The organism is uncultured Negativibacillus sp. (assembly GCF_944388365.1).
Taxonomy (GTDB): Bacteria; Bacillota; Clostridia; order Oscillospirales; family Ruminococcaceae; genus Negativibacillus.
In genome coordinates, this window is sequence record NZ_CALXIN010000001.1 from 33,917 (window position 1) to 50,004 (window position 16,088).

The 16,088-nt window shown below is 46.9% G+C and carries 16 protein-coding genes; 12 read left to right on the top strand and 4 right to left on the bottom strand.

Annotated features, from left to right (window positions below; all coding sequences use genetic code 11):
* Positions 1-4 precede the first annotated feature (4 nt).
* The 3 genes from yidD to rpmH form a co-directional block, all read right to left on the bottom strand.
* Positions 5-235, bottom strand: a complete 231-nt coding sequence (gene yidD / locus Q0L39_RS00170) for a membrane protein insertion efficiency factor YidD (protein WP_296626315.1) — start codon at positions 233-235, stop codon at positions 5-7.
* A 130-nt stretch (positions 236-365) separates the two neighbouring features.
* Positions 366-875 (bottom strand): ribonuclease P protein component, encoded by a 510-nt coding sequence (gene rnpA, locus Q0L39_RS00175; protein ID WP_296626316.1) that lies wholly within the window; start codon positions 873-875, stop codon positions 366-368.
* Positions 876-967: 92 nt separating this feature from the next.
* The gene (gene rpmH, locus Q0L39_RS00180) at positions 968-1,102 is read right to left on the bottom strand and encodes a 50S ribosomal protein L34 (protein WP_022131472.1); all 135 of its coding nucleotides are present in this window, start codon (positions 1,100-1,102) and stop codon (positions 968-970) included.
* A 589-nt stretch (positions 1,103-1,691) separates the two neighbouring features.
* On the opposite strand from rpmH, the gene dnaA reads away from it, so the two are divergent.
* The 10 genes from dnaA (at position 1,692) to Q0L39_RS00230 (ending at position 13,307) form a co-directional block, all read left to right on the top strand.
* Positions 1,692-3,083 (top strand): chromosomal replication initiator protein DnaA, encoded by a 1,392-nt coding sequence (dnaA, locus tag Q0L39_RS00185; RefSeq protein WP_296626317.1) that lies wholly within the window; start codon positions 1,692-1,694, stop codon positions 3,081-3,083.
* A 732-nt stretch (positions 3,084-3,815) separates the two neighbouring features.
* Positions 3,816-4,922 carry a DNA polymerase III subunit beta gene (gene dnaN / locus Q0L39_RS00190; RefSeq protein ID WP_296626318.1) on the top strand — a complete coding sequence of 369 codons (1,107 nt, stop codon included), beginning with the start codon at positions 3,816-3,818 and terminating at the stop codon, positions 4,920-4,922.
* Positions 4,915-5,151, top strand: a complete 237-nt coding sequence (locus Q0L39_RS00195) for an RNA-binding S4 domain-containing protein (protein ID WP_296626319.1) — start codon at positions 4,915-4,917, stop codon at positions 5,149-5,151. Before dnaN ends, Q0L39_RS00195 begins: the two co-directional genes overlap by 8 nt.
* 30 nt (positions 5,152-5,181) lie before the next feature.
* Positions 5,182-6,315 carry a DNA replication/repair protein RecF gene (gene recF, locus Q0L39_RS00200; protein ID WP_296626320.1) on the top strand — a complete coding sequence of 378 codons (1,134 nt, stop codon included), beginning with the start codon at positions 5,182-5,184 and terminating at the stop codon, positions 6,313-6,315.
* Positions 6,316-6,338: 23 nt separating this feature from the next.
* Positions 6,339-6,608 carry an extracellular matrix regulator RemB gene (gene remB / locus Q0L39_RS00205; RefSeq protein ID WP_296626321.1) on the top strand — a complete coding sequence of 90 codons (270 nt, stop codon included), beginning with the start codon at positions 6,339-6,341 and terminating at the stop codon, positions 6,606-6,608.
* A gap of 294 nt (positions 6,609-6,902) precedes the next feature.
* Positions 6,903-8,873 carry a DNA topoisomerase (ATP-hydrolyzing) subunit B gene (gene gyrB, locus Q0L39_RS00210; protein WP_296626322.1) on the top strand — a complete coding sequence of 657 codons (1,971 nt, stop codon included), beginning with the start codon at positions 6,903-6,905 and terminating at the stop codon, positions 8,871-8,873.
* A 16-nt stretch (positions 8,874-8,889) separates the two neighbouring features.
* Entirely contained in the window at positions 8,890-9,468 is a 579-nt protein-coding gene (locus Q0L39_RS00215) for a hypothetical protein (RefSeq protein ID WP_296626323.1), read from the top strand.
* Positions 9,469-9,506: 38 nt separating this feature from the next.
* Positions 9,507-10,097 carry a YcxB family protein gene (locus Q0L39_RS00220; RefSeq protein WP_296626324.1) on the top strand — a complete coding sequence of 197 codons (591 nt, stop codon included), beginning with the start codon at positions 9,507-9,509 and terminating at the stop codon, positions 10,095-10,097.
* Between the two features lie 59 nt (positions 10,098-10,156).
* Entirely contained in the window at positions 10,157-12,742 is a 2,586-nt protein-coding gene (gene gyrA, locus Q0L39_RS00225) for a DNA gyrase subunit A (protein WP_296626325.1), read from the top strand.
* Between the two features lie 61 nt (positions 12,743-12,803).
* A complete protein-coding gene (locus Q0L39_RS00230; RefSeq protein ID WP_296626326.1) occupies positions 12,804-13,307 on the top strand; it encodes a flavodoxin family protein in 504 nt (167 codons plus the stop codon).
* Positions 13,308-13,354: 47 nt separating this feature from the next.
* Here the strand turns inward: Q0L39_RS00230 and Q0L39_RS00235 are convergent, their stop codons facing one another.
* Positions 13,355-14,068 carry a YoaK family protein gene (locus Q0L39_RS00235; RefSeq protein ID WP_296626327.1) on the bottom strand — a complete coding sequence of 238 codons (714 nt, stop codon included), beginning with the start codon at positions 14,066-14,068 and terminating at the stop codon, positions 13,355-13,357.
* Positions 14,069-14,207: 139 nt separating this feature from the next.
* On the opposite strand from Q0L39_RS00235, the gene Q0L39_RS00240 reads away from it, so the two are divergent.
* Positions 14,208-15,104 (top strand): LysR family transcriptional regulator, encoded by an 897-nt coding sequence (locus tag Q0L39_RS00240; protein WP_296626328.1) that lies wholly within the window; start codon positions 14,208-14,210, stop codon positions 15,102-15,104.
* A 134-nt stretch (positions 15,105-15,238) separates the two neighbouring features.
* The gene (locus tag Q0L39_RS00245; protein WP_296626329.1) at positions 15,239-16,039 is read left to right on the top strand and encodes an SDR family NAD(P)-dependent oxidoreductase; all 801 of its coding nucleotides are present in this window, start codon (positions 15,239-15,241) and stop codon (positions 16,037-16,039) included.
* Positions 16,040-16,088 lie beyond the last annotated feature (49 nt).

Sequence of the window (16,088 nt, forward strand, 5' to 3'; positions counted from 1 at the left end):
GGAGTTATCTGTTTCGATCCAATTTTTCAGGCACTGGATCATAACCACCCGGATGAAATGGGTGGCACTTTAAAATGCGGCGCAGCGCAAGATAACCGCCCTTAATCGCACCAAACCGCTGGATAGCGGTAAACGCATAGGCCGAACAGGTCGGATAGAAGCGGCAGCGCGGCGGAAAACACGGCGAGATGATCTTCTGATAAAAACGAATCATCAACAGCATCAGATATTTCATCCCGATCTTCCCCTTCTAAATAGTATAGATGAAGTGACCATCACCTATGTTTTCTGCTTTTGTTTGTGCAAGGCAGAAATTTTCTTTTGCCTTTACACATTGTCTGCTAAAAGCCTTGGGCCATTCCCCTTTAGCTTTTATCCTTTTTTTTCACTGATTTCTGCTGTCTTTTGCCGGTGGTGTCCCTTTTCTGACTGTCCGGAGATGTAAGGTTTGAAATCTGCTTTTTTAATACCGGCACCAATTCGGTGGACTTTGCCTGCGTTGTTCTTGCCCGGGCAACAAACACAAAATCCCATCCTTGCTCGATGGAGGGATTGACCTGATAAAAGGCAGCGCGAATAATACGCTTGCATCTATTTCTGCAAACAGCTTTTCCCACTTTTTTTGTAACCGTGATTCCGATGCGGTTGCGACCCAGACGATTTTTGCAAGCATAGGTGACAATCAACGGATGCACAGCACTTTTTCCTTTAAAATAGAGACGTTTAAACTCCTTGTTCAGTTTTAACGTCGTCTTTTTGTCCATGACGTTTAACTCCTCTTGTCTTGAAATAAATAAAAAGAAAGGCCACTTATCGGGATAAGTGGCCTGCTTATTCTGGAACGAAACATGGAAAGCAGAATAAACAGAATCCATTCCCTGTTTCCTCCCGGTATTCCTTCTTTCAAAAAGGAACCGCGCTGGATATTAAAAAACGGACAGTAAGAAAAAAGCTGCCTGACAGGAAATTAGTATGTCAGCTGTTTTCTACCTTTTGCTCTTCTGCGAGCGAGGACCTTACGGCCGTTTTTTGTAGCCATTCTTTTTCTGAAACCGTGCTCTTTCTTTCTCTGGAGCTTCTTTGGCTGGTATGTTCTTACCATAATTCTAACCTCCCTTCAAGGCGAAACCTTACAGAGTAAAATTATAGACAAAAATTCTGCAAAAGTCAATAGAAACCCGCATCACATCCCCGTTTATTTTCCGTATTGAATCATAAAATTTTCTGTTTTTCCGCCCGTTTTATACAAATCACCGACCCTGGATGAAGATTCCCTTTCTCAGGCTCTATCATCGAATGCTCAGTTTCTATAAAAATCTCTAAAATCCCTCCCAATAATCTGTGAAGTATTGCTCGTTAAAAACTGTTGAAAGCTCTTGAAAACTTCATTCCACGTGTGTTAAAATATGAAGTGTAAAAAATGTTGAAAGTTTGTTTTACCCATTTATTTCACTTTTTCTCAACGGCTTTTCCATTGATAATTTATTTAGCTTATTCTTGAGGAATTTCCGTTGGAATCCTGGTGGAATTTCAATTAAAAACTGTAAAACAAAGTTGTATTTTTATACACCCCTGCTTGTTCTACCGGTTGACTGGGCTGTAAGCGGGGGTTTTGCTGTCTTTGTTTGCCATCAGGGAATACGGCAAGAGACGGCTTAATAAAGCACTGCCAAAAGAAGGGAATTTGAAGTATGGAATCGTTTAAAGAACTGTTTCAGATGGTCAAGGACTACACGCGACAATATGTCATGGACTCCAAGGAATTATCTGAAATTGCTTATCAGGTATGGATCAAAAGTTTGGAACCGGTCAGTTTTGATGGAAACACCGCTGTTCTTTATATCAAAGCGGAGTTTATGAAAAAAATTGTAGAGGAAAAATACCTGGGACTGCTTCATCAAGCCTTTGAGGCAGTGGTTGGTTTTCCTGTCAAAATAGAGATCCTCTGTGAAACTTCCGAAAAAGGAGAGCGAAAGGACTTTACTCCTGCTTCCGTTCAAACCTCTGCCCCCTCTCCAGTCCTCCCCTCTTACAGTCAGGAAGAAATCGATATGAACAGCCAAGGTGGCGAATATGAATACACCTTCTCCACCTTTATTGTAGGAAGCTCCAACAAATTTGCGCAGGCAGCCTGCCGCGCAGTTGCTCAAAACCCTGGCAATGCCTATAACCCTCTGTTTATTTACGGCGGGTCCGGCCTTGGAAAGACACATCTTCTGTACGCTATTGCCAGCGAAATCAAAGAAAGCCGTCCTAAAACCAACGTCATCTATGTCAAAGGCGAAGAATTTACCAATGAACTGATTGCTGCCATCGGTGCAGAATCCACCAAGGAATTCCACGATAAATACCGTCAAGCAGATGTCCTTTTGGTCGACGACATCCAGTTCATCGGTGGCAAGGAAAGCACGCAGGAAGAGTTCTTCCACACCTTTAATTCGCTGTATCAGGCAGGAAAACAGATCGCTCTGACCTCGGACCGTCCACCAAAGGAGATTAAAACGCTGGAGGAACGCCTGCGCACCCGATTTGAATGGGGACTGATTGCCGATATTCAGCCGCCGGATTTTGAAACCAGAATTGCTATTATCAAACGAAAAGCGGAATTATTAGATCTGGAAATCCCTAATATTGTTGAAGAATATATCGCAAACCATGTCAAAAATAACATTCGGCAGCTGGAGGGCGTTGTTAAAAAGCTTAACGCTTACAATAAGCTTGCTCAAACTCCTCCGTCCATTTTGCTGGCTCAAAGTGCAATCCGTGAAATTTTAACGGACAACCAGCCTATTCCTGTCACCGTAGAACGCATTATTTCAGAAGTTGGGCGTACATTCGGGGTCAGCTCAGAGGATATTCGATCTCCAAAACGATCCTCTCAAATTTCCAATGCCCGTCAAATTGCCATGTATGTCATCCGAGAAATCACTCAGATGTCGATGGCTGCCATTGGAGAAGAATTCGGAGGCCGAGATCATTCCACTGTGGTATATGCGACAAGTCAGGTTGTCAAAAACATGAAGCAGGATACCAAATACAAAGAAACTGTCGAGGATATTATTAAGAATATTCGCGATGCATAAAAACCATCTGTATTTTAACAGGGCACTTTCCCATTATCCGTGGAAAAGTGCCCTGTAAACCTTTTCATATTGTTTTTTATCTGTAATATCATTAAATTTTTCACACTGCGTTTTTCACTGTTTCCACTGCTCGTTCTTTATTCTCACTACCCCCTACCAGTTTCCTTCTCTGTCCTCCACATATTTTCAACTTTTTCAACGAACTTTTCAACTTATTTAAACTTGCATAGCTTCGCCTTTCACATATTCACATTTTTTCAAACTATTTTTCCATCTTTTTCACCTTTAATTTTTTCTGAAATGATGCGGTTTCTTTTTCATTTTCACATTTTAACAGCCCCTACTACTACTATTACCTTATACTATCTTTTTCTTTCTCATTTATCTCCTCTCAAATTATTATTTAAAAATTTATTCAAGGAAAAACCATATATTAAGATAGCCGTTTTTCTTTTTCCATTTGTGATCCATTTTTAATGGATACAATTTTGGGATAAAAAGGACCGGAATATTTATTCCGACCCATATTTAGCCCCTGTCCTCCCCACAAACACACGCGCAAGAAAGGGCCTTTTCTTTTCCCGAAAATATGGTATAATCTTTTTGTGTATTGATGGATAGAATGAGCTTGTTTCACCTTCAAAGTAATCTAAAACAACATTACAATAAAGTAAGCGGTGTTCCATCGTGAAACGATTTCAAAGAACCATGTTTTGAGGAGGGTTTAACCATATGAGAATTATCTGCCAAAAGGATCTTCTGGTAGAAGCTGTCTCAAATACTGCGCGTGCAACCTGCGCAAAATCTCCCGTACCTGCGTTAGAGGGCATCTTGCTCAAAGCAGAAGAGGGAAAACTTCATCTCACTGGATACGATTTGGAACTGGGAATTGTGACCAGCATAGAAGCTAAGACAGAACAACAAGGCGAACTGGTATTATCTGCAAAACTTTTATTAGATATTATCCGCCGCATTCCAGGAGAAACCGTCAGCATTGATTCAGACGAAAAATATCTGGCAACCATTCGAGGCGGCGCCTCGGAGTTTACCATTCCAGGCCTTTCTGCAGAAGAATTCCCAGAACTGCCCAATGTAGAGACACAGGCGGATCTGGTTTTAAAACAGGGCGTTTTAAAATCCATGATCGACCAGACCTTGTTTGCAGTTGCAACCACCGACTCTAAACCGGTTCATACAGGTTCCTTGTTCGACATCAAAGATTCCTGCGTTACACTGGTTTCGGTTGACGGATATCGTTTGGCACTGCGCAGAGAACCAATCGTCTCCGATCTTGCAACTCGCTTCATTGTCCCGGGAAAAACCCTGTCCGAAATCTCCAAACTGCTGAGAGAAGAGGAAGAAGAAGCGTACTTAGTGGTATCGCAAAAACATATTGTTTTCCGCATTGGAGGATACTATGTTGTCTCCAGATTGCTGGAGGGAGATTTCCTCGACTATAATGCGGCGATTCCAAAGATCAGCAAAACAACCGTAAAGATCAACTCCCGTGCGCTGACCGAGGCCGTCGAAAGAACTTCCCTGCTGATCTCCGACCGGCTGCGCAGCCCAATTAAGCTGGCTGTCACCGAGCAGAAGGTACAGCTCAACTGCTCTACCTCGATGGGTAAAGCACACGACGAGGTCGAATGCGAAGTCTCGGGAGAAACAGTCAGCATGGGATTTAACAATAAATACCTGCTTGATGCACTCAAGGCCGCTGACTGTGATATGGTCAAGCTCGAAATCAACGGTGCGCTGTCTCCAATGCGCATCATCCCACTGGAAGGCGACAGCTTCCTGTTCCTGGTGCTGCCGGTAAGGGTGAAGAATGATGACTGATTTTGAAAAGATTGAGATTACCACCGAATTTATCAAACTGGATTCCTTTTTAAAATTTGCCGGTGTTACCGATACCGGCGGTCAGGCAAAAGAACTGGTTTTGGAAGGCCAGGTAAAAGTAAACGGGGAAGTCTGCACCATGCGCGGCAAAAAGATTCGTCATGGAGATACTGTGGAATGCCTGGGACAGAAGTTTCAGGCGGTTCAGGCAGGAAACACCCAAGAATAAAAGCATCAAACTGGAAGGAGGAAGCGGACTGTGCGGTTGGATAACATTGAACTAACCAATTTTCGCAATATCTGTTCGCTTCATCTGGAGGCTGCTGCAGGAGTCAACGTGATCCACGGAGAAAATGCGCAGGGAAAAACCAATTTGACCGAAGCGATCTGGATGTTTACCGGAACCCGAAGCTTTCGTGGTGCCAAGGATCGGGAAATGATCCGCTTTGGGCAGAATTCCTGTAAAAGTGAGATCACCTTTTCCAATCAGCAACGCACACAGACAGCTTCTATCGAGCTGTTTGATTCAGCAGCTGCACAGGACAAAAAGACCAGGCAGATCCTGCTCAATGGGATCACGCTTGAAAACACTTCCGAATTGGCCGGACAGTTTTATGCAGTTGTCTTTTCTCCGGCACACCTGTCGCTGGTGCGGGATGGACCGGCGTTTCGCCGCAAATTCCTTGATACTGCTATCAGCCAGATTTTGCCTCGCTATGACCATTATCTGCACGAATATCAGCGTGTCCTGCTGCAGCGCAATACGCTGCTCAAGGATCTGGCGCGTTTTCCGCAGCTGATCGACACGATGGAAGTTTGGGAGGAGCATCTGGCGCGCGCAGCAGCGGCAGTTGTATTCTGCCGCGCAAGATATGTCGACCGTATTCGTCCGCAGGCGGCGGCGGTTTATAATGGAATCTCCTCTGGAAAAGAACGATTTGATCTTCAGTATCAATGTGGAGCACAGTCCGAGTCGCTGCAGACAAGGGACGATTTGCGCACCTTTTTCCTGCGGGAGTACCAGAGAACACGCCGAGAAGATATCGAACGCGGAGCAACGCTGTGCGGCCCGCACAGAGACGATCTGGAACTTCTGGTCAATGAGATGCCGATGCGTCTGTATGGCTCCCAGGGGCAGCAGAGAAGCGGTGTGCTGGCATTAAAAATGGCAGAGTGCAGCATGGTGGAAGAGGTGACCGGCGAGACACCGGTGGTTTTGCTGGACGATGTCATGAGCGAGCTGGATGCATCCAGAAGAGATTATCTCCTCAACCATCTGGAAGGCCGCCAGGTGTTTGTAACCTGCTGCGACGACGAAAACTTCCGTGGACTGAAAGAGGGCAGGAGCTTTCTGATTCATGCAGGGGAACTGATGGATGTACAGGACTTTTAATATCAGGAACGGGAGGAAACGACGTGTATTTGCATCTTGGACAGGATGTTGTGGTCAGAAGCAGCGATATTATCGGTATTTTTGATATTGAGAATACCTCTGTTTCTAAAATCACCAAGGAATATCTGAGTGTGCAGGAGAAAAACCATTGTGTAGTCAATGTTTCTGCGGAGCTTCCCAAGTCCTTTATCGTCTGTCGGGAGGGAGATCGCAGAATGGTTTATATCTCCCAGATTTCCTGTGCAACACTTAAAAAAAGAAACGGATATATCGATCGGCTAGGAACGATTTAGGCCGATCATATTTTGAAAAATCCGGCTGCAAAAGCAGCCGGATTTTTTGATGCACAGAAAATTACTGTAAACTTGATAATAACGCCCTTTTTTGAAGGTTTTAAAAAATACATATTAAGAAGAAAAGAATCGGCAAAAAACGTTGTAAATAACAGCCGATTTATGCTATAATAAACAAGTATCGGAAGTGAAAAATCCTGGCTTATGATGCGTGTTTTTGCCTGTCAGATTGATGCTCACAGAAGGGGAAACCATGCGGCTGTGTTTTTTTAAAAGACAGCCAGGAAATAAACGATGGAGGGAATCACTTTGCAAAATACACCTGAGAAAAATCCCGAGATGATCGAGAAATATGATGCCAGTGATATTCAGGTCCTGGAAGGTCTGGATGCGGTGCGCAAACGTCCGGGTATGTATATCGGTTCCACCGGACCGGATGGTCTGCACCACCTGGTGTATGAAATCGTGGACAACGCGATTGACGAAGTACTGGCAGGAAACTGTACCAAGATCCTGGTCGATCTGCTGCCAGGCGATATTGTCCGCGTAAAAGATAACGGACGAGGCATTCCTGTCGGCATTCAGCCGAAACTGGGAATCCCTGCAGTTACCGTTGTCTTTACTGTGCTGCATGCCGGCGGTAAGTTTGGCGGCGGCGGATACAAGGTATCCGGCGGTCTGCACGGTGTTGGCGCTTCGGTCGTCAATGCGCTGTCCGAGTGGCTGGAGGTTGAGGTCTGTGACGGACACTACCGTTATTACCAGCGCTTTGAGTACGGCAAACCGGTCTGTGAACTCAAAAAGATGGAGCCTACCACCGAAACAGGTTCTCAGATCGCTTTTAAGGCGGATAAGGAAATCTTTACCGAAACTACCCACTATAACTATGAAACACTGCTCAAACGCCTTCGTGAACAGGCATTTCTTAATGGCGGTGTGAATATCACCTTCACCGATCAGCGCGGAGATGAGCCGGTTGTTGAAGTGATGCACTATGAGGGCGGTATCCGCAGCTTTGTCAATTATATCCATGAAAAGAAAAAGAATATCTGGGATGTTCTGCATGAGGACGTCATCTATTATTCGGGCGATGGCGACCGTTCTACCGTAGAGGTTGCATTGCAGTATAACGACAGCTACAATACCACCATCCTTTCCTTTGCCAACAACATTCATACAGCGGACGGCGGTACTCATGAGATTGGTTTCCGTACAGCCCTTCTGAAGGCGTTTAACGACTATGCCAAAAAGACTGGGGTATTTAAGAAGGATACCGATAAATTTACCGTAGAGGACGTTCTGGAAGGCCTGACAGCGATTATTTCGGTTAAGCTGGAGGAAGCACAGTTCGAAGGCCAGACCAAAACCAAGCTGGGCAACACCGAGATCCGCAGCCTGACCTATCGTATTACCTATGATAAGCTGAGCACCTACTTTGAAGAAAATCCAGCGACAGCCAAGCTGATTATTGAGAAAACGTTGACCGCTGCACAGGCCAGAGAGGCAGCCCGCCTTGCCCGTGACCGTACCCGCGAGAGAAAATCGGCGCTGGAGGGCGTCAGCCTCCCAGGAAAGCTGGCAGACTGCTCGGATCACGATAATATCCGCACCGAAATCTACATCGTCGAGGGTGATTCTGCGGGCGGCTCTGCAAAGCAGGGACGCGACAGCTCGTTCCAGGCGATTCTGCCGCTGTGGGGCAAGATGCTCAACGTTGAGCGTGCACGTCTGGATAAAGTTTACACCAACGAGAAACTGCTGCCGGTCATTACTGCACTGGGCTGTGGTGTCGGCGACGAAATTGATCTGGAAAAGCTCCGTTATGGCAAGGTCATCATCATGGCCGATGCCGATGTCGACGGTTCGCACATCCGTACCCTGCTGCTGACCTTCTTCTTCCGCTTTATGCGTCCGCTGATTGAAGAGGGACACATCTATCTGGCACAGCCGCCGCTGTTTAAGCTCTCCCGCGGCAAAAAGGTGCGCTATGCCTATTCCGATCCGGAGAGAGATCAGATCATCGCTGAGATGACCACGGACGGCGGCAAGGTAGACATTCAGCGTTACAAAGGTCTTGGTGAGATGGATGCAGAACAGCTGTGGGAAACCACAATGGACCCAGAGCATCGCACCATGATTCAGGTGACCATGGCAGACGCTGAGCGTGCTGACGAGATGTTCACCATCCTGATGGGCGACAAGGTTGGCCCAAGAAGGGAATTTATCGAGCAGAACGCAAAATATGTCAATAACCTGGACATCTGATAGACGGAGAAGAACTATGAAACAAAATAAAAATCAAAAAGCGGTCGAAAAGCGCCAGCTCAGTGACTTTGAGCATCGAATGACCATTCAGCTCAAAGAGGATTACTATGTAGACTACGCACTTTCTCACTCCAAGGAACAGATCCGTCACAACCGCCAGAAGGCAATTTTGTGGGCAGTGCTGTTCTTTGTCCTGGGATGCATCGCAATCTACAAAGGCGCCATGACAGAAGAGCAGTGGTCGGATATCTATCTGATTGCCGGTGTGGTGATGATCGTTTTCCAGCTGTTTAACCTGTTTTATAACTTTGTGATGTTCCCTGTGGCTCTCAAACGTTCGGTGCTCAAGGAACTCAAAAAGGACCCCAGCCTGCTGATGCCGATGGAATATGCGTTTGAACCGGATAAAATCGTCTGCTTCCTCAATGGAAAACACCGCAGCTCGGTGCTGGTCGACGATATTTCCAGACTGGAAGAAACTGCACAGACCGTGATTATTGAAGTCAAGGATGGAAGAAGGATCATTGTGCCGAAGGACCTTCTGGAAAAGGCAGAGCCGGTGATTCAAAAGCAGATCCAATCCTTTCGCAAATAAATTGATAGGCGACCGATAACAAGGGAAGGAGCTTTGAGATGACACAGACACAAAACGAGGAAATGAATCATCCACAGGAGCCAGGCAGCGAGGAACAGACACTTTCCCAGGAAATGAAGCAGGAGGAAGGTATTTTTACCGTTTCTTTCGATGCCGTTTATGCAGATATTTTTGATGGACTGGATGCCACCGATACTGCGGACGGAACCAACCGGAGAACCAGAAAGCTGTATATCATCATCTCACTGCTGATGTGCATTCAGATTGTCTGGTTTGCTTTTTCTAAGAGCGGAATTGCATTGCTGTTTGCCATTTTTCTGGGCGCAGTGGCGTTGATGCTCAAATCTAAAAGCCAGCGTTTTAACAAGGAAATTGCCAAGGAATTTGAAAAAGAGGGACACCAGACCGTTTTGCTCAAAGAGGACGGCCTGATGCTCAATGAAAAGCAGGTGGCTTATACAGAAGTTGCCAAACTGTACGACCTCAAACGTTGTTTTTCTTTGATTTATCAGGGAAACCATGTTTTTATCATTCCAAAAAAGACGATGGATCAGGAGCAGCTCCAGACCTTCACCTCTTTGATGAAGGACAAGGTCGGAGATGCCTACGTAGACACGGTCAGCAAGTAAGTTAACCTTCAAATTGCTCGACGCTGTTTGCAGACGGCGTTGGGGGATCATGGAAAGGAATGAACAAAATGAATACATCGGGTGAAAACCTGATTTTAAAAGACATCGAAGATGAGATGAAGGAAGCTTATCGAGACTATGCGATGTCTGTTATTACAGCAAGAGCACTGCCGGATGTGCGCGATGGACTCAAACCGGTTCATCGCCGTATCCTGTACACCATGTATGAAAATGGACTGTATCCGGAAAAGGCATTTCGTAAGTGTGCGGACACGGTCGGAAGCGTACTGGGTCAGTATCATCCACATGGTGATGCTTCGGTCTATGATGCGCTGGTTCGTCTGGCGCAGGACTTTTCTCTGCGCTATCCGCTGGTACATGGTCACGGTAACTTCGGTTCGGTCGATGGTGACCCACCGGCTGCTTACCGATACACCGAGTCGAAGATGAGCAAAATCTCGATGAATATGCTCACCGACATCGACAAAGAAACGGTCGATTTTGCTCCAAACTACGATGACCGTAAGCAGGAACCAACCGTTTTGCCAAGCCGCTTTCCAAACCTGCTGGTCAACGGTTCGACCGGTATTGCGGTCGGTATGGCGACCAATATCCCGCCGCATAACCTCGGCGAGGTCATCGACGGCGTCTGCTGCCTGATCGACAATCCGGATGCAGGTCTGGATCAACTGATGGAGCATATCAAAGGTCCGGATTTCCCGACCGGCGGCATCATCATGGGACGCTCGGGTATTCGTGCAGCCTATGGAACCGGCCGCGGCAAAATCCTCCTGCGCGCAAAAACACACATTGAGGAATTTAAAAACGGCCGTGAGCGCATCATCGTCACCGAAATTCCTTACATGGTCAATAAGGCAAGGTTGATTGAGCGCATTGCGGATCTGGTCAAGGAGAAGAAGATCGACCAGATTAGCTATATCCGCGATGAATCCAACCGCAAAGGTATGCGCATTGTTATCGAACTCAAACGCGATGCCAATGCACAGATCGTTCTCAATCAGCTGTACAGCTATACCCAGATGCAGGACACCGTCGGCGTCATCATGCTGGCGCTGGTCAATGGCGAGCCAAAGACCCTGACCCTCAAACAGATGCTTCAGGAATATATCAAGTTCCAGGAGCAGGTCATCACCCGCAGAACCATCTTCGACCTGAAAAAGGCCAAGGAACGCGCTCATATCCTCGAAGGATTGCTCACAGCGCTCGATTATATCGACGAAGTGATCTCGATTATCCGCTCGCATTACACCGTTCAGGAAGGCAAGGCTGCTTTGATGGAGCGCTTTGGTCTGGATGATGTACAGGCACAGGCGATTGTCCAGATGCCGCTGGGAAGACTGGCAGGACTGGAAAGAGAGAAGATTCAGACAGAGGTAGACGAACTGCACGCAAAGATTGCAGAATATAACGCCATCCTGGCAGATGAGCATAAGGTGCTGGCGATTGTCAAAGAGGAACTTTTGCAGATCAAAGAGAAATACAGCGACCCACGCAGAACCGAACTGGCAGCACTGGAAGGTGAAGTGGACATCGAGGACCTGATTCCAGAGGAATCCTGTGTTGTTACCCTGACCCACTTTGGCTACCTCAAACGTCAGCCTCTGGATGTCTATAAGACCCAGCGGCGCGGCGGCCGTGGTATCAGCGGCATGACCCGCCGTGACGAAGACTTTGTCAGCGATATTTATATCTGTTCGACCCACGATTATCTGATGTTCTTCACCAACAAAGGCAAGGTTTACCGCATCAAGGGATATGAGATTCCTGAAGGTTCCCGCGTTTCCCGCGGCACCAATGTGGTCAATATTCTGCCATTGGAGCAGGAAGAAAAGATCACCTGCGTCATCAAGACCTCGGATATTTCCGCAGAGGATAAATACTATGTCATGGTTACCCGCAAGGGAATCGTCAAGAGAACCGAATATAATGCATATATCAATGTCCGCAAGAGCGGCCTGATTGCGATTAACCTCGACGAAGGCGACGAGCTGGCCTGGGTGAAGATCACCAGCGGTAAAGATCAGATCATTCTGGCAACCCGCAACGGTATGAGCATCCGATTCAACGAAGAAGATGCCCGCTCGATGGGAAGAACTGCCCGCGGCGTCAAAGCCATCACACTGGATGAAGGCGATGAAGTTGTCGGCATGATTGTCGCAGATCAGAACAAGGATGTATTGACCGTATCTCAGTCGGGTCTGGGACGCCGCACCAATGTGGAGGAATATCGTCTGCAGACCAGAGGCGGAAAGGGTCTGCGCAACTACTACTGCGATAAGAACGGTCCTGTTGCCGGCTTTGACAATGTGGACGACAACACCGATATTATGCTGATTACCGACAGCGGTGTCATCATCCGTATTCCAGCGGATCAGATCTCCAAACAGTCGCGCTATGCCGGCGGTGTCAAGGTAATGCGCGTCGACGATCAGACCAGCATCATCGGTATTGCAACAGCAGAAAAAGAGGATGAGTCGGAGCAAACCCTTTCGTCGGAGACAGAAATATCCAACGAGGAATCCGTGACCACCCATTCACTGCCGCAGCCGGATGCAGGCAAGGAGGAAGAGCAAATCTCCCGCCTGTTGGAAGCAGCTACCGGTAAAGATCCTGACGAGGAATAGACGGAAGTTTTTCTGCATACATCTGTTGGAGGACAGAAACGTAGGAAAGGAAGCGGACAGTATGAAAATAGCAATTATCATCTATAGCGAAAGCGGACGTACACAGCAGGCTGCCGAATTGATCGGTAAAGGCATTGAACAGGTGGAAGGCTGCGAGTATCGCATCATGAACGTTGACCCGCAGGCAGGCAAACCGGTGGATAACGATTATATCCACCAGGCAGATGCTGTCATCTTTGGAACACCGACCTACTATGCCAATATCTGCTGGCAGCTGAAAAAGTTTATCGACGAAACCGATGCCAGCTTTGCCGGTAAACTGGGTGCTGTGTTTGCTACCGCAAATGCACTGGGCGGCGGTTCTGAAACAGCAATGCTGACCCTGATTAACCAGATTCTCGTCAAGGGTATGCTGGTTTATTCAGGAGGAACTTCGCTGGGTAAACCAAATACCCATCTGGGAGTTACCAGCATCAAAGAGGTGCCGATGGAGCAGCAGGAAGAAAAGATGGTCATTTTCGGAACCCGCATTGCACAAAAAGCAAAGGAACTGTTCGAAAAATAAGCATAAAAAAAGAGGGACGGATCATCCGTCCCTCTTTTTTTATGCTTTTAGTGCCCTTTTGGCAGAGTATTTAAACGATCATGTTCGATGGTCAGATCGGCGTGCAGCAGCTTCAGGAATAAATAGGACATTGGAATCAGTGCAAACCAGATCGCACGTCCTCCCAGCCAGTTGCAAAGTACAGTGCCGATGACACCACCTAATACAAACATTCCCAACATTCTCAGATGGCGCAGAGAGCGTTTGAGAAAAGTGACATCCTTCTGCGAGATAAACTTGTGGAGATGGATACCTACCTGCCGCACGTGGTTGGTACAGAAGGTGGTCGCCATTGGAATTCCCTCTGCTTGGCGGAAGGTGTTGTACTGCATCGAGCAGATAAAGTTGGTGGCAACCTGAGAAATCTGATAAGGAGCTGAATCGGGAATAAAGCCCAAGATGATAATAAAAATCAGTTCAATAGCAATCAGCACCGTTTCCCATCGCAGAAAATAGACGTGGGTCAATTTGACCGAGATGGCTTCGGAAACAAAAGCCCCCATCATATATGCAGTCATCGGAATCAGGAAATAGGCAGCTCCGAGCCAGTTTCCCTGTCCAATCTCGATAGCACACAGCACAAAGTTGGAGGTCTGTGCATTACAAAAAACGCCGCCGCGCAGCAGAAAGGTGAACACTCCATAAAAACCACCGACAAAAATCAGCAGTGCAAAGACCCAATGATGTTCGCATTCCAGATACTCTTGTTTCTTTGATTCCATAGAAGCCCTCCTTTTCTGATTGTCATGCGGACTATTGTGTATTATACTACTATTATACCATTTTTCAAATACATATTTTTGCTCAAGTCCATGCTTTTTTGATATGGACATTATGGAAGATCACAGGAGGCAGCGAACAATGGGAATCAATTTTGAGCTGTATAAGACCTTTTACTATGTGGCACGATACCGCAATATTACCCATGCAGCAAAGGCGCTGTTTCAGACGCAGCCGACAGTCAGCCGCTGTATTGCCCAGCTGGAAGCACAACTGGGATGTACCCTGTTTATACGTTCCCAAAAGGGTGTTTCGCTGACGCCGGAGGCAGAGGTACTGTATCGCCATGTGGCGACAGCCTGTGAGGAAATCTTCACAGCAGAGCAGCAGATGAATAAGCGCAAAAACCTGCAGGAAGGTCTGGTGCGCATCGGCGCCAGTGAGATGACGTTGCACCATGGTTTGCTTCATTTTCTTGGCTCCTTTCGGGAGTGTTATCCAGAAATTCGGCTTCAGATTTCCAGCTTTACCACGCCATCCGCCATTCAGGCGCTCAAAAAGGAGGAGATTGACCTGGCAGTCGTCATCTCTCCTTATCCGCAAAGTGAGGAATTTCATGTACAGCTCCTTTCCAGCTTTCAGGACATAGCCGTTGCAGGCAAAGGATTTTCCAAGCTGTGCGGTCGTACGCTGCATCTGCGGGATTTAAATAATTACCCTTTGATTTGTCTGCAGTCAGGAACAGGAACACGACAGCATCTGGAGAGCTTTTTTGAACAGCATGGACAGGTGCTGCGTCCAGATATCGAACTGCCTACCACCGATCTGATCGTTCCTCTGGTAGAACAGAATTTGGGAATCGGCATTGTGCCGGAAAATTTTGCAGCACATGCGTTGGAACAGCAATCTATCTTTTCTCTTCGCCTGCGCACACCATTTCCTTTCCGACAGATTGGTGTGGTTACCTGTCTATCGCATCCGCTTTCGTTGGCGGCACAGCAATTTTTGAAAATGTTGGTGGAAAAAGGCGACTTTTAAAACGGTAAAATACGTATTTAGTAGAGTTTTTAATTTGGACATTATTTTTTCGTAAAATAGACATGGAGTACTGCTATAATCAAGTTATACAAAATCGTTCGAATGATTTTACATTGTGAAAGGACGGATTTATTATGAAACTTTGCGAAAATAAAATTGCGCTGGTTACCTCGGCTACCCGCGGCATTGGACTTGCCTGTGCAAAGAAGCTGGCAGAAAACGGTGCAAAGGTATATCTTGCTGTGCGCAGACTGGATGCCGGCCAGAAAGTAGCGGATGAAATCATTGCAGAAGGCGGACAGGCAGGTGTCGTTTACTTCGATGCAGACAAGGAGGAGACATTTGCATCGATGGTGGATGAGGTCGTCGCCAAGGAAGGCAGAATCGACATCCTGGTCAATAACTATGGTGCTACCGATGTGAAGGTTGACTTTGACCTGGTCAACGGCGACACCGACGGTTTCTTCCGCATTGTAGAAAACAACCTCAAGAGCGTTTATATCCCATGTAAACAGGCCGTTAAGTCGATGATCAAAACCGGCGGCGGCTCGATCGTCAACATCTCTTCGGTCGGTGGTAAATATCCTGATCTGTCCAGAATGGCATACGGCATTTCCAAATCTGCCATCAACTATCTGACCCAGAATATTGCGGTTCAGTATGCAAGACAGGGCGTACGCTGCAACGCTGTTATGCCTGGTTTTATTGCGACCGATGCCGCAATGCAGAATATGTCCGAGGACTTCCTGAAAATGTTCCTGAAGAATGTACCGCTCAATCGCCCAGGACAGCCGGAAGATATTGCAAATGCCGTGCTGTTCTTTGCAAGTGATATGTCCTCCTTTGTCACCGGTGAAACGATGCCGGTTGCTGGTGGTTTTGGCCTGCCATCTCCGATGTATGCAATGTATCAGGACATGAAGAGCAAAGGTTAATCCCAAAAATGACGATAAAAAAGGACGCCGTTTCGGCGTCCTTTTTGTT

Bases quoted from the DNA above. Each gene is read 5' to 3' on its own strand.
- rpmH (WP_022131472.1), bottom strand. From the start codon at position 1,102: ATGGTAAGAACATACCAGCCAAAGAAGCTCCAGAGAAAGAAAGAGCAC.
- Q0L39_RS00215 (WP_296626323.1), top strand. From the start codon at position 8,890: ATGAAACAAAATAAAAATCAAAAAGCGGTCGAAAAGCGCCAGCTCAGT.
- yidD (WP_296626315.1), bottom strand. From the start codon at position 235: ATGAAATATCTGATGCTGTTGATGATTCGTTTTTATCAGAAGATCATC.
- rnpA (WP_296626316.1), bottom strand. From the start codon at position 875: ATGGATTCTGTTTATTCTGCTTTCCATGTTTCGTTCCAGAATAAGCAG.
- Q0L39_RS00195 (WP_296626319.1), top strand. From the start codon at position 4,915: ATGACTGATTTTGAAAAGATTGAGATTACCACCGAATTTATCAAACTG.
- Q0L39_RS00235 (WP_296626327.1), bottom strand. From the start codon at position 14,068: ATGGAATCAAAGAAACAAGAGTATCTGGAATGCGAACATCATTGGGTC.
- dnaA (WP_296626317.1), top strand. From the start codon at position 1,692: ATGGAATCGTTTAAAGAACTGTTTCAGATGGTCAAGGACTACACGCGA.
- dnaN (WP_296626318.1), top strand. From the start codon at position 3,816: ATGAGAATTATCTGCCAAAAGGATCTTCTGGTAGAAGCTGTCTCAAAT.
- Q0L39_RS00245 (WP_296626329.1), top strand. From the start codon at position 15,239: ATGAAACTTTGCGAAAATAAAATTGCGCTGGTTACCTCGGCTACCCGC.
- Q0L39_RS00220 (WP_296626324.1), top strand. From the start codon at position 9,507: ATGACACAGACACAAAACGAGGAAATGAATCATCCACAGGAGCCAGGC.
- gyrA (WP_296626325.1), top strand. From the start codon at position 10,157: ATGAACAAAATGAATACATCGGGTGAAAACCTGATTTTAAAAGACATC.
- gyrB (WP_296626322.1), top strand. From the start codon at position 6,903: ATGGAGGGAATCACTTTGCAAAATACACCTGAGAAAAATCCCGAGATG.
- Q0L39_RS00240 (WP_296626328.1), top strand. From the start codon at position 14,208: ATGGGAATCAATTTTGAGCTGTATAAGACCTTTTACTATGTGGCACGA.
- Q0L39_RS00230 (WP_296626326.1), top strand. From the start codon at position 12,804: ATGAAAATAGCAATTATCATCTATAGCGAAAGCGGACGTACACAGCAG.